The sequence below is a fragment of the Desulfococcus sp. genome (assembly GCF_050178255.1).
Taxonomy (GTDB): domain Bacteria; phylum Desulfobacterota; class Desulfobacteria; order Desulfobacterales; family Desulfococcaceae; genus Desulfococcus; species Desulfococcus multivorans.
In genome coordinates this window covers 1-12,908 of record NZ_JBFXGG010000084.1, presented here as the reverse complement: position 1 = coordinate 12,908, position 12,908 = coordinate 1, and the positions used below count along the sequence as shown (strand labels likewise).

The 12,908-nt window shown below is 60.3% G+C and carries 9 protein-coding genes; 4 read left to right on the top strand and 5 right to left on the bottom strand.

Annotated elements, in window-relative coordinates:
- Window positions 1-115 precede the first annotated feature (115 nt).
- From AB7S84_RS13190 to AB7S84_RS13180, 3 genes are read right to left on the bottom strand one after another with little or no spacing between them, the layout of a single operon-like run.
- The gene (locus AB7S84_RS13190; RefSeq protein WP_428154953.1) at window positions 116-1,018 is read right to left on the bottom strand and encodes a glycosyltransferase family 2 protein; all 903 of its coding nucleotides are present in this window, start codon (window positions 1,016-1,018) and stop codon (window positions 116-118) included.
- Between the two features lie 6 nt (window positions 1,019-1,024).
- Window positions 1,025-5,326 (bottom strand): amylo-alpha-1,6-glucosidase, encoded by a 4,302-nt coding sequence (locus AB7S84_RS13185; RefSeq protein WP_428154951.1) that lies wholly within the window; start codon window positions 5,324-5,326, stop codon window positions 1,025-1,027.
- Window positions 5,327-5,386: 60 nt separating this feature from the next.
- A complete protein-coding gene (locus AB7S84_RS13180) occupies window positions 5,387-6,013 on the bottom strand; it encodes a peptidylprolyl isomerase (RefSeq protein ID WP_428154949.1) in 627 nt (208 codons plus the stop codon).
- Window positions 6,014-6,489: 476 nt separating this feature from the next.
- Here AB7S84_RS13180 and AB7S84_RS13175 point away from each other — a divergent pair, with 476 nt between their 5' ends.
- Entirely contained in the window at window positions 6,490-7,692 is a 1,203-nt protein-coding gene (locus tag AB7S84_RS13175; RefSeq protein ID WP_428154947.1) for a M24 family metallopeptidase, read from the top strand.
- Window positions 7,693-7,785: 93 nt separating this feature from the next.
- Window positions 7,786-8,208 carry an RNA polymerase-binding protein DksA gene (gene dksA / locus AB7S84_RS13170; RefSeq protein ID WP_020875480.1) on the top strand — a complete coding sequence of 141 codons (423 nt, stop codon included), beginning with the start codon at window positions 7,786-7,788 and terminating at the stop codon, window positions 8,206-8,208.
- Between the two features lie 72 nt (window positions 8,209-8,280).
- On the opposite strand, the gene cysS is transcribed toward dksA, so the two are convergent.
- Both cysS and lgt read right to left on the bottom strand, forming a co-directional pair.
- Entirely contained in the window at window positions 8,281-9,687 is a 1,407-nt protein-coding gene (cysS, locus tag AB7S84_RS13165) for a cysteine--tRNA ligase (RefSeq protein WP_020875481.1), read from the bottom strand.
- Window positions 9,688-9,690: 3 nt separating this feature from the next.
- Window positions 9,691-10,554 (bottom strand): prolipoprotein diacylglyceryl transferase, encoded by an 864-nt coding sequence (lgt, locus tag AB7S84_RS13160; protein ID WP_428154944.1) that lies wholly within the window; start codon window positions 10,552-10,554, stop codon window positions 9,691-9,693.
- A gap of 242 nt (window positions 10,555-10,796) precedes the next feature.
- On the opposite strand from lgt, the gene AB7S84_RS13155 reads away from it, so the two are divergent.
- Window positions 10,797-11,897 carry a DNA-methyltransferase gene (locus AB7S84_RS13155; protein WP_428154942.1) on the top strand — a complete coding sequence of 367 codons (1,101 nt, stop codon included), beginning with the start codon at window positions 10,797-10,799 and terminating at the stop codon, window positions 11,895-11,897.
- A gap of 112 nt (window positions 11,898-12,009) precedes the next feature.
- Window positions 12,010-12,774 (top strand): ATP-binding cassette domain-containing protein, encoded by a 765-nt coding sequence (locus tag AB7S84_RS13150; protein WP_020875484.1) that lies wholly within the window; start codon window positions 12,010-12,012, stop codon window positions 12,772-12,774.
- Window positions 12,775-12,908 lie beyond the last annotated feature (134 nt).

Genomic DNA, 12,908 nt, shown 5'->3' with positions numbered 1-12,908 from the left:
GTTTTGGAGGAGATGAGGCCGGACAGGATATTCAAGCAGACAGCTCCTTGATTGAGTAGTTTTTCTACTCATAGTCGGGCGCGCGGGGGTTGTCAATAATTATATTTATATGTTTTTACCTATCCTGCGGTTTGGGGGAGAACTTCTTAACGGGGCGTTCGCTGCTGCGGCGTTCGAAGCGCATCTGGCAGATCTGCTCCGATACCAGCCCCATCATGAAGATGACCAGGGCGTTCATGAAGAGGAGCGCGGTCATGTTGGTGAACCGCCCCGAGGTAACGAAGGCATAGCCGTAATGGGCGAGGCCCGCCATGAACATCGCGAAGCTGACGGGGAGGAAGACCCGCATGGGGGAGTAGAGGGTGCAGATCTTGGTGATGATCATGAAAAACCGGACGCCGTCCCGAAACACGCTGATCCGGCTCTTTCCGGCGGTTCGCTTTCCGATGTCGATGGGCACGTACCGGACGCTGTTCCCGTCCCGGAGCACGCCCAGGGTCATGGTGGTGGGATATGAATAGGTGTTGGGAAGGAGATAGAGGTAGCTCCTGGCGATCTCGGCTTTCACGGCGCGGAATCCCGAGGTCAGGTCCTTCACCCGAAATTTGGTCACGTAGGAGGCGAGCCAGTTGTAGGCCTTGTTGCCCACGGCCCGCTCAAAGGAGGCCTGCCCGCCCGAACCCCGCGCACCCACCACCATGTCGTAGTCGGGAAAGTACTCGAGGAGCCTTGCGATATCCCTGGGATGGTGCTGACCGTCACCGTCCATGAACACGAACACATCCCCCACCCCCATCCGGATGCCGCTCTTGATCGCGGCGCCGTTGCCGATATTGTAGGGGTGACGATAGACCTGGGCCCCGGCCTCATGGGCCTTTTGGGCGGTGTCGTCCGTCGACCCGTCGTCGATGACGATGATCTCGAATTCCGGATGCAACGATCGAATCCGACCGACAATGCCCCCTATCGTCTCCCCTTCGTTTCGCGCCGGAATGATCACGGAGATGTTTTGATTCATGATTTCCTATTTCAACTTCAGCCAGACCCGTAGCAGTTCCGTGTCTCCCCAGGCTTGTGCATCGCAGCCCTTTTGCCTGTGGGGCGTGTCGCCGTCGAGGATCTCCGGCATGTGGCCGGCGCAGTGGCTGTTGATGATGGTGGTGCTGGATGCCAGCCATGCCCGGGCCGTCGCCTTTCCGGCCTCGCCGTAGTGGGCCGCCCAGGCCTCGCAGAAGGACGGAAAGACCCAGGTCCAGGCCGTGCCGTTGTGGTAGGCGGGTTTGCGGGCCGTGTCCTCGTCCCCGGCATAGATGCCCCGATAAGGCTTGTGGGGGTCGCCGAGTCGCCGGCCATGGTGGATGATCTCGAGGGGATGCCTTGTGGGTTTGTCCGCCAGGCTTCGGATGGCGCCGGGCACCAGAAGCCCGAGGCAGGCGTCCAGAACCCGGCGGCATATCACCGGATCGGTCACCGCCCCCAGGGTGAGGGCAAAAATCTGGTTGGGCCTGAGGGCGTCGTCAGGTTCGGCCTGGAGCGCCGATCGACCCGGAAGGGTGTGCAGGCAGTCGGCCAGGTACCCCTCCTCTTCAAGAAAGAACCGTTGAACAACGGCGTTCCGGACCTTTTCGGCCAGCTCCCGCCACCACCCCGCCGATCCATCCCCGCCGATCCGTGCCAGGAAAGAGAGGGCATGGTGCCACAGGGCCTGAATCTCGACAGGATACCCCTCCCGTGGGGTGCCGGCGGGATGGTTGGTGTCCATCCATGTGAAATGGGATGGGCTGAAGACGAGACCGGATAACGGGTCCATCCGGATGCCGTTGGGGGTCCCTTGAATGATGGAACCCGCCATATCGGTGAGGATGCCGCGAACCGTCCGCCCCTCCAGCGCCGTATCCAGGAAGGCATCGTCTCCCTCGGCAGCCGCCAGCTCGGCACACGCCGTGAAAAACCAGAGGGGCGCGTCGGAGGTGTCCCGGTTCCGGGCATCGTCCCCCCGGATCATGTTGGGAAGGGTGCCGTCCTTCTCGAACTTCGCGAACTGGAGCAGGATCTCCCGCGTCTCCCGGAGCTTGCCGGCGGCGATCAGGCCGCGGGCCGCGATAAGGGTGTCCCTGCCCCAGTCCAGGAACCAGGGGTATCCCGCGATGACGGTGGAAAAATCCCCCCGCCGGACGACATGGCTCTCCACTGCCGCTCGAAGCCCGGCCGTGAGATCCTGAAACCGGGACGGAAGCTGCGAGGTCTTCTCGAACGGCATGGGGTCGGACGGCATGGAGAGGCGTGCGCCTCCGAGGATCTGGGCCAGCAGATCGAGGGTCTCGCCGGCCGCAAGCGACGCCCTGAAATAGCCGGGGCTGAAGAGATCCGAGTCGGGGTCCAGGCCGCGCTCCGCCTCCAGCGGCCGGTGAACCATATACTGCCACTCCGGCGCCGCCGCGAAAACCCCTTTGGAGATCTCGACCATCAGCCGCCTGTCCGGGGCCGGGGCGAAGGTAAACCCCCGCTCTCCCGCCGTTACGGCTTCAGGCCACCGCTGTTCCGGCCCGGTGAAGGCCTTGGTGGTCTCGTGAAAATTACGGTCCTCGATGTCGGGCCTGAGCACGATGTCCACCAAACGATCGTCCGGAAGCCGCCCCCGGATCCCTGCGCTCGGATGCCGGAAAAGAGAGAGGTGAACGGCATTCTCCCCCGGGATCATCCGGAGCGCAATGGAAAGGGCGATATCCTCCCCCTGGCCGGTGGGAATGTGGTAGCGCCAGCAGGCGGCTTCGCCCGGCGCCGCCACAACCGCGTCGAGGCAGTCGAGCCCGATCTCGTAGGAAAACCCCTGGTAGAGGACCCAGGCCCGGCACCGGGTGAACATGACCCATCGGTCCTCGGGATAGAGCGGATTGAGGTTCCCGGCCAGGAGGGCGTCGTATCGGCTCGCAAGCTTCCCCCAGGCGGCGTGGGCCCGAAGCATGGCGCCGCGGCCGTTGGTCCCCAGAAACAGCAAGGGCCGGGCCAGGAGTTCCCTGCGCCGGAACACCCGCTGAACCCCGGCAGACCCGGGCCTGGCGAGAACCAGCAGCGGCGCGTCCCGGTGGACGGCTCCGGAGGGCTCGTATATGGCCATCCGCAACACCACCGGCCGATGACGTTCCGGGAGTCCCGGGTGAGAAAACAGGGCAAACCAGGTTTTGCGGCCTTCAGCGAAAAACGATCCGCAGGGCATCCCCTCCTCCTGGGAGAGGACCCGCTCCTCTCCGGTCCGTTCCCGATCGATCAGGGCGCCCCGGAAGGGGACATCCGCCGTCACCAGGAGAAAATGACCCGGCGGCAGCATGACGGTCCGGCGGAGATCCTCGGGCCAGTGCCACGGGATCACCCGGGCCTCTTCGCCGTCGGGATTCATGGAACGGCAGAATTCGACCGGATCGGCCTCGAGCTGTTTTGCGGCCGCGGCAAGGTCCATATCGCCCATGTCTCCGATGCCGTGGTAAAACCGGTGGACGTCCAGGGCCTTGGCACGAAGTCGCTGCTCCCAGACCCGGTCCGGGATGAGGGGGATGTCCTCCATCCACATACCCGAAGCGCCGTCGCTCAGGCACAGGACCTGCCCCGGCGCCAGGGTCAGCGCCTGGGTGGCACCTTCGGTCCTCACGTCGATCCGTCGGCCGGACAAGAGATCCCGGAGATCGTCCCCCATCTCGGTTTGCCGTTCCCAGGCCAGATCGGCGGATTGTCCGTCATCCAGGTTGACCAACACGATCAGGCGCCGGTCCGTGGGCGGATGATGCCGCAGCAGCGCCAGGGCGTTGGCCGCCCCTTTCTGGATCATCCGAACCGCCACCTGGTCGTGGAACGCCGGATGGTTCTTCAAAAGCGCGGTGAGCCGCCGGATGTGCCGAACCTGGTTTTCCGCGGCGCCCCAGTTGAGAGACGGGGCTTCGTGGACCATGATTTTCTCGCGGGCGAACCACTCCACCCCGTTGGCAAAGGCGAAGCCTCCGTTCTGGGAAAAGAGGGCGCAAAGTGCCGTCCGCATCATGGCCCAGGTGGTGGAGCGGGCCGCCAGCCGGTTGTTGTCGTGGGTTTCAGCGAAATGGATCAGCAGACCGTCCTGTTGCTGAATCTCCCAGGCCTGACTGAGATACCATTCGATCTGCCCCCGGTCGTAGTTTTGAAACAGCTCGGAATAGGCCCAATCGAGGTTGGCGCGATTCAAAAGGTCCCGCGTCACCGTGATCTTGCCGCCGAGTCCCTCCAGGAAAAAGATGGTATCCGGGTATTCCTCCCGGACACGCGCCGTCATGAATCGCCATGCCGATACGGGGATCATGTAGCCCGCGTCGCAGCGGAACCCGTCAACACCCCGGCGGCACCAGGTGAGAAACACGTCGGCCATGTAGACCCAGAGATCCCGGTGGCTGTAGTCCAGCTTCGTGAGATCCGCCCAGGTCACCCCCCAGGCCCCGGGCATCTCGATCCGGCCGTGCTCGTCGCGGCAAAGCCACTGGGGATGGGTTTCATGCAGGGCGGCGGCCCACCCGGTGTGATTGATGGCGATGTCCATGAGGAGCCGGCCGCCCCGGGCGTGGACGGCATCCACCAGTTCGGCGAACTGCTCCAGTGGCGTGGCCCGGGGGTCGAACTCCGCCAGGGCCGGATCGACCTCCGTGAAGCTGAGGGCCGCATAGGGACTCCCGAACCGGCCCATGCGGGCATAGGTTGTGGGGGTGGGGTGAATGGGAAGCAGTTGGATGTAGCGGCAGCCCAGCTCGCCCATGATGAAATCGAGCTCCCGGATCAGGTCCCTGAAGGTGCCGGATTTGGGAATAACGGTGTAGCCGTCCCCGTCCAACCGTTGGACGCAGTCGGCTGTTTCAGGGTCCATTTCAAGACGCTTGATCTTGTTGGGACCGAACTGGCGGACAAAGGCATTGTAAATGATGTTCCCGCAGCAGCAGTCGGCAGGCGCCACATTGAAGACCGTGTTGTCCCCCTCGGGCCAGACGGGGTCGGGTTCACCCTCCGGGAGATAATAGGCCTTGGCCTGGAAATGCCCGACCTCGGCCAGGGGAATCCGCACCTCGAACCGGGAGGCCGTTGTTTTTCGCATGGGGATGTCGAACCAGTCACGATTCAGAGGCGACTCGTCACGAACCACCTCCCGGATAATTTCCCGGCGGGCGACCGCAACCCGGCCGATATTGGTCCGCAGCCAGGCGCCGCCACGCCACGCCGGGGGCGCCTCCAGGGCAATGGTGACGGTATCTCCGCGAAACCGGACCATCCGCAATCCAGGGGCCGGCGTCTGTATCAATTGAGGACTGGTTTTCATTTTTTTCTTCCCCTCCCATCAACGATCATAACCCCAACCTATCCCTTCAGTCTTCAGCCTTCAGTCTTCAGCCTTTTCTATTTTCACCGTCATCTCAATGGGCTTCAGAGGATTGTCCCGGGAGTCCCGCTCCTCCGAGACAATGGCGTCCACTACGGCCATCCCCTCCGCCACCTCTCCGAAAACCGTGTATTGGCCGTCAAGGGAGGGGGCTTCCGCCACGCAGATGAAAAACTGGGATCCGGCACTGTCGGGATGCCGGGACCTGGCCATGGAGAGGGTTCCCCGCTTGTGGGGCCGGCTGTTGAACTCGGCCTTGAGCTGGTGGCCTGGGCCTCCGGTGCCGTGCCGCATCCGGTCCGCGTCCCGGGAATTGGGATCTCCTCCCTGGATCATGAAGCCCGGGATGACCCGGTGGAAGGTTGTGCCGTCATAAAAGCCTTTCCGGGCCAGCTCGATGAAATTGTGGACATGATTGGGCGCGACATCGGGAAAGAACTTCAGGAAGATGTCGCCGAAGCGGGTCTGGATGACCGCCTTTTGCACTTTCATGGCCGAAATCTCCTCGTCCGTGAAGGTCCTGGATCGAATATCCGCGGCACACGCCCCGGCCGGCCAAAAACTCCCAACCCCAAACAACACGGCAATTGCCGCACCCAGAACAAACCCTGTCATCGTCTTCTTCATCACCACCTGCCCTTCATAAACCGTTTCAGTCAAGAGAAGGCTGAAGACTGAAGGCTGAAGACTGAAGGGGTGCGTCAAGGACGAACGGAGCCTTTATCCCCTTTCAGCGCTCAGCCGCTACCCAGTCATCATAACTACAGCCGAAAGTCAAATTATCCCTAAACTCCCTAACCCCTAACCCCTAACCACATAACCACGTAACCACGTAATCACGTAATCACGTAATCACTTAATCACTTAATCACTTTTTTCCTATAACATCTCAACTCCCCTCCCGTATACCCCTATCTTTCCTACCCCACCCCCCAACCCCATATCACCAATGATTCCAATGAAAACCCGGGGTGCTTCTTTGCTTGCAGGTCCATGGAAAAGATGATATACACCATATCTTCAAAATTCAGAAATCTTTAGAAAATAAATAGTTAAGACAATCAACGGAAGGGTTCGTTGCGCGAACAGCCATGAGGATCGTCATGTACAGATCAGACGGAAAGGTTCCGGAAGCCGAAATCAAACAGCGCATCGACCGCCTGCAATCCCAACTCGGGGATGCCGGCGCGGACGCCGCCTTGATCGTCCAGAAGGCGGATCTCTATTATTTTTCCGGAACCGTTCAGGATGCCCATCTCTATATCCCCCGAGAGGGAAAACCGCTGTTGATGGCCCGAAAAGCACTGGAGCGGGCGGCGGCGGAATCATCCGTCGGCGACATCGTTCCCCTCAAAAGCGCCCGGCAGATCCCCGAGATCCTGAAACGAAACGCATATCCCACCCCGAAGACGTTGGGGATGGAGCTGGATGTGCTGTCGGCGAACCTCTATCTGGACTATCAGCGTATTTTTGACGGATCCGTGATCCTGGATGTGTCCCATTTCATCCGATTGACCCGAATGATCAAATCGCCTTACGAGATCGGGATTCTCCGCGAAGCCGGCAGAAAAGCCGACGAACTCTATGCGGGGATTCCAAGCATGATCCGGGAGGGGATCCCGGAGGTGGAACTGGCCGGGCTTGTCGAGGCCCGGGCACGGAAGCTGGGCCACCAGGGAACGGTGCGCATGCGACTGTGGGGGAGCGAGATGTTTTTCGGGCATCTCATGGCAGGCCCCTCCGCGGCCGTGCCCAGCTTTCTCGCTTCTCCCACCGGCGGTGAGGGCACCGGACCGGCCGTGGGCCAGAGCGCGGGATTCCGGCCCGTCGGCCGCAATGAGCCGATTATGGTGGACTACCCCTTTGTCTATCAAGGCTATATATCGGACCAGACACGAATTTTCGCCGTCGGCGCGATTTCCGACGAGTGGCTCAGGGCCCAGGAAGCCATGATCGAGATTCAATCCCTCATCCAGAAAGCCGCCAGGCCAGGCGCAAGCGTCGGCGAACTCTACGACATGGCCGTGGCGCGGGCGGCGGAATTGGGATATGCCGATCATTTCATGGGCGCAGGCCCGGGGCGCGTCCGTTTTATCGGTCACGGCACGGGCCTGGAACTGGATGAATATCCCTTCATCGCCAAAGGCCGGAAAACCCCTATAGCGGAGGGGATGTGCATCGCACTGGAGCCCAAGCTCATCTTTCCCGGCAAGGGCGTGGTGGGCACAGAGAACACCCACATCGTCACCCCGGACGGTTTGATGCCGCTGACGACATTCAATGAAGGCATCGTGCGGGTCGATTGATCCGGGCAGGATCGTCAAGCGCACTTTCCTTCATCAAGACCCTGTATTATCATTGACATCGTGTTGGTTTCATCAAAACACGAGGAGGTTGCCATGTCCGTTGATCTGCCTGAAGATTACATCCCCACCGACGACGAACCGTACATGAATCCGCGACAGATTGAGTATTTCCGAAGGCAGCTGATTGCCTGGCGGGAAAACCTGTTGGCCGAATCGGAAAAAACGCTGAACAAGCTGAAGGAAGACAAGGAGCGGGACATCGAAGCCGTCGACCAGGGCACCAACGAATCCGCCACGGCCTTCGAGCTGAGAACCCGCGACCGGTACCGGAAGCTCATCAAGAAGATCGAAAGGGCCCTCGAGCGCATCAGCAACGGGACCTATGGATACTGCGAGGAAACCGAAGAGGAGATCGGTATCCGTCGTCTGTTGGCCCGGCCCATCGCCACCCTTTCCCTGGAGGCCCAGGAGCGCCACGAGCGCGAAAAGAAAAAACGGGAGGCGAGAAGCGGTTGACCGCTTGTCGCATCGGACGGAAAAACACAGCGGTGGTTCCCGAGGATTACCGCTGTCCTTTTCCCGTCTGCGTCACTTCGGAAACACCTTCATGCCGTCCTTTCCATCCTGAACCACATAGCCCAGGGCCTGGATTTCGTCACGCAGCTGGTCGGACAGAGCCCAGTTCCTTTCCCGCCGCGCCGCTTCCCTGGCGGCCGCCTTTTCCCGGATATCCGCAGGCAGGGGCTGTGCCTCCCCCACCCGATCGAGACCGAACCCCAGAACGGCATCCAGTTCAAGGACCAGGGCGAGCTTCCATGTCGGCGGCATGTCGGATTTCAGGATCTCCTGTACCACCGCCATGGCCCTGGGCATGTTGAGATCGTCGTTCAGCGCCGCCAGGAACCGTGTCCTGGCCTCATCCGCTGCATGGGCGGGGATATCGGCGGGCGATCCGGCGCAGGCATCCTTGATGTGCCGGACCTGGTTCCGAAGATGATCGAGACCGTTCACGGCGGCCTGGACCGTTTCGTCGCTGTACTCCATGGGATTCCGATAATGGGTCTGGAATGCGGCATACCGGTAGGCCAGAGGGTCGATGCCCCGGTCGATAAAGGTGTGCTGGAGGGTCAGGAAATTGCCTGCGCTCTTGGCCATCTTCTTCCCGCCGGCAATGTTGAGGAACGCCCCGTGCACCCAGAACCGAAAAAACGGCTTTCCCGTGGCCGCCTCCGACTGGGCGATTTCGTTGGTGTGGTGGACGTCGATGTGATCGGTGCCGCCGCAGTGAATGTCGAGGTGGTCCCCTAAAAATTTCATGCTCATGGCTGAACACTCGATGTGCCATCCCGGAAACCCGACGCCCCACGGCGACGGCCATTCCATCTGCCGCTGCTCATCCCTGGGAGAGAATTTCCACAGGGCGAAATCGGTGGGATTTCGCTTTTCGGGGTTCCGCTCCACCCGTGCGCCTTCCTGGAGCGCCTCCAGGTTCTGGTGGGAAAGTTTGGTGTAATCCTTGAATCGCGAGGTGTCGAAATAAATCCCGTCGCTGGTGGTATAGGTATATCCTTTGGCCGCCAGGGTCTCGATGAGGGCGATCTGTTCGGGGATCGTTTCCGTCGCCTTGCACCAGATGTCCGGCGGCAGAAGATTGAGCCGCGCCATGTCTTCCTTGAACGCCCGGGTATACATCTCCGCGATGTCCCAGGCGCTCCGGCCTTCCCGTGCGGCCCCTCTTTCCAGTTTGTCCTCCCCCATGTCCCGATCGCCGGTAAGATGTCCCACATCCGTGATGTTCATGACGTGCCGCACCGTAAAGCCGTTGAACCTGAGGGTTCGTTTGAGCACGTCCTCGAATATATAGGTCCGCAGATTGCCGATATGAGCATGATTGTAGACCGTCGGGCCACAGGTATACAGACCGACGTAGTCGGGAAAGAGGGGTTGGAATTCTTCCTTCTTCCGCGTCAGCGTATTGTACAGATAGAGTTTCATAGATTACCCCGAAAAATTTGATGCATTCTTGAACATGGAACGCCTGAACAGGTAAAATCCGATCCCGAAAAGCACCATCAGGCCGCAGAGGAGTTGGCCTGTTGAAAACCGGAACAGCACAAAGCCCAGATGCGCGTCCGGTTCCCGGAAAAACTCGATGAAAAACCGAACCGTGCCGTAGCTGATCAGATAGAGGGCCAGCATGGCCCCCCGGGTTCGGACGCGCCGACGAAGGAACCACAGCAGCATGAAGCAGAAGATCCCTTCGAAAAAGGCCTCGTAGAGCTGGGACGGATGACGGCGTTCGGGCGTCGGGGCCGATGGGAAATACATGCCGACGGGCAGCTCCGTTACCCGGCCGTAAAGCTCGCCGTTGATGAAATTGCCGATGCGGCCGAAGGTGTATCCCAGGGGGACGGCCGGGGCGTAGAGGTCGGCGATCTCCGTAAAGGCGATCCGGTTTCGGCGTCCGTAGAGCATTGTCGCGACGATCACGCCGATGAGCCCTCCATGGTAGGACATACCGGAGATGCCGGTAAAACGGATCCCGCCCTCGAAGCTGAAGGGAAGGAAAATCTCGAGGGGGTGTTGCGCGTAATAGGGCAGATTGTAAAAGAACACATACCCGAGGCGCCCCCCCAGAATCACGCCGATAATCATGGCCGTGGTGAGAGACTCCACCTGGGCCTCGGTCAAGTTGAATCCCTTCTCGTGCCGGATCCGATAGCGGACCAGGAAATAGGTCAGGCCGAAGGCCACCAGATACATCATGCCGTAATATTGGAGCTTGAAGACCCCGATCTCGATCATGACGGGATCCAGCCGTTCGGGGATGTGCTGCCACCAGCGCCAGAATTCGTTTGTCATCGTCCTTGCCGTTCCATGACCCGACGGACGGCTCCGCCCGTCGCGGCCCTTAGGTTCATCCACGGTAAAATGACGTTACCATAAGCTCTTCACCCGTCTAAATCAAGGGGATTTTCCAGATGCCCCCTCCTCCGAGGGCAAGACCCGGACCCGATGCAACAGGGGTTTTCCAAAGGACCGTATCATGATAACAGATCTCGCAAAATTCAACAAAATCACGTCGAGCCCTGAGGAATCGTCCAATGAAAACCCAGCACCATTTTTACTTTTGCACCGCCGAGAGCATGACCCACGTCTCATCGGAAAGCGTTGCGCTGATCGTCACGTCGCCGCCCTACCCCATGGTCCGGATGTGGGACGAGATGTTCGCCCGCGGCCGCACTGAAATAGCGGATGCCCTCGCAAACGATCGCGGCGCCGCGGCCTTCGAACTCATGCACCAGGCCCTCGATCCGATCTGGCGGGAATGCCTGCGCGTCCTCATGCCCGGCGGCATTGCGTGCATCAACATCGGGGACGCCGTCCGAACCGTAAACGGCGATTTCAGGCTGTACCCCAACCATGCCCGTGTCCTTCATCGCCTGTCGGCCCTGGGGCTTTCCCCCCTGCCGGCAATACTATGGCGAAAGGCGACCAACGCCCCCAACAAATTCATGGGATCGGGCATGATGCCGCCGGGGGCCTATGTGACCCTCGAGCACGAATATATCCTGATCTTCCGGAAAGGCGGGAAAAGGGATTTCAAGTCGCCCGAGGAAAAGCGGATGCGACGGGAGAGCGCCTATTTCTGGGAGGAGCGGAACAACTGGTTTTCGGACGTCTGGACGGATCTCAGGGGAACCGTCCAGAAAATGACCGCCCCCAAAACCAGACACCGCAGCGGCGCCTTTCCCTTCGAGTTGCCCTACCGGTTGATTCACATGTTATCCGTAAAGGGGGATGTGGTGCTGGATCCGTTTCTGGGCACAGGCACCACGACGGCGGCGGCCATGGCGGCCGGCCGAAACAGCATCGGCTACGAACAGGATGCGGCGCTTCGCGACGCCATTCTGGATCGGATACGGGACATCGTCCCCTTCGCCAACAGCCGCATTCAGGAGCGGCTCCGTCGGCACCGCGTCTTTGTCCGGGAACGGGAAGCGGTCCAAAAGCCCCTCAAGCACCGGAATATCCATTACGAATTTCCCGTCGCGACACGCCAGGAGGTCGATCTTCTCATCAACCCCCTGGAAACCGGCCGGGTTCTGAACGACAACACCGCGACGATCGCCTATGCCGACCATCCGGAGCCTCCCCCGGACCCTCCCAATGATCCGATTCAGATGGACCTTTTCGACGGTTGACAGCTCGATTTTCGTAAAAACAGCCGGAAAGGCCTCGACACAGCTTGACAATCAGCCCGATAGATACCAATATTAGACGAAATTTTTACGTATATTCCAACCGAGGACTGTCATGATTGAACTCAAAAACGTTCGGTTCTCCGTTCCGGCGGATACATCGATCGCCGGCGGAGGCGCCTCCAAGACCATCATCAACGATGTGAGCTTCAGGTTTGAACGCGGCAAATTTTACGGCATCACCGGTCCCAACGGCGGCGGGAAGACCACGCTGTCCAAGCTCATCATGGGGATTAATCCCGTCACCTCGGGATCGATCCTCCTGAACGGAGAGGACATCACCGCTCTTTCCATCACCGATCGGGCCAAAGCCGGCATCGCCTATGGATTTCAGCATTCCGCCCGGTTCAAGGGCACGACCTTCCGGGACCTCCTGGCCATCGCCGCCGGCACCGAAGACGAGACCGCTCTGGCCAGAATTATCGCCAGGGTCGGCATCTGTTCCCTCGATTTTCTCGACAAGCCTGTAGACGCCAAGCTTTCGGGCGGCGAGATCAAAAAGATCGAACTGGCCACCATCATCGCACGAAACCCGAAGGTGGCCATCTACGACGAACCGGATACGGGCATCGACCTGTGGACCATAGGCCCCATGGTGGAGGTTCTCAAACGGGAACAGACCGAAAAAGGCACCACGACCATCGTCGTCAGCCACAATCGTGCGTTTCTGGAAGCAGCCGACGAGATCCTCATGATCCGAGGCGGCCGGCTCGCCTACACCGGTGACCTGGCCGGGGCGCGCCCCATACTGGAGGACCTGAGCGTTTGCAGTTTTGGTGATGTCTGCGAAGGAGAGAACGATGTTAGATGCTTTAGATAAGGAATTACTGAAAGCGGTCGCGGACCTGGAGCGCATCCCCAAGGGCGCCTACAATATCCGTAAAAACGGAAAGCTGTTGGGCCGGGAGGTGTCGGCAAACATCGACATCGAGAGCAATGCCGACGGGACGGGCA

Bases quoted from the DNA above. Each gene is read 5' to 3' on its own strand.
- AB7S84_RS13190 (WP_428154953.1), bottom strand. From the start codon at position 1,018: ATGAATCAAAACATCTCCGTGATCATTCCGGCGCGAAACGAAGGGGAG.
- AB7S84_RS13185 (WP_428154951.1), bottom strand. From the start codon at position 5,326: ATGAAAACCAGTCCTCAATTGATACAGACGCCGGCCCCTGGATTGCGG.
- AB7S84_RS13180 (WP_428154949.1), bottom strand. From the start codon at position 6,013: ATGAAGAAGACGATGACAGGGTTTGTTCTGGGTGCGGCAATTGCCGTG.
- AB7S84_RS13175 (WP_428154947.1), top strand. From the start codon at position 6,490: ATGTACAGATCAGACGGAAAGGTTCCGGAAGCCGAAATCAAACAGCGC.
- dksA (WP_020875480.1), top strand. From the start codon at position 7,786: ATGTCCGTTGATCTGCCTGAAGATTACATCCCCACCGACGACGAACCG.
- cysS (WP_020875481.1), bottom strand. From the start codon at position 9,687: ATGAAACTCTATCTGTACAATACGCTGACGCGGAAGAAGGAAGAATTC.
- lgt (WP_428154944.1), bottom strand. From the start codon at position 10,554: ATGACAAACGAATTCTGGCGCTGGTGGCAGCACATCCCCGAACGGCTG.
- AB7S84_RS13155 (WP_428154942.1), top strand. From the start codon at position 10,797: ATGAAAACCCAGCACCATTTTTACTTTTGCACCGCCGAGAGCATGACC.
- AB7S84_RS13150 (WP_020875484.1), top strand. From the start codon at position 12,010: ATGATTGAACTCAAAAACGTTCGGTTCTCCGTTCCGGCGGATACATCG.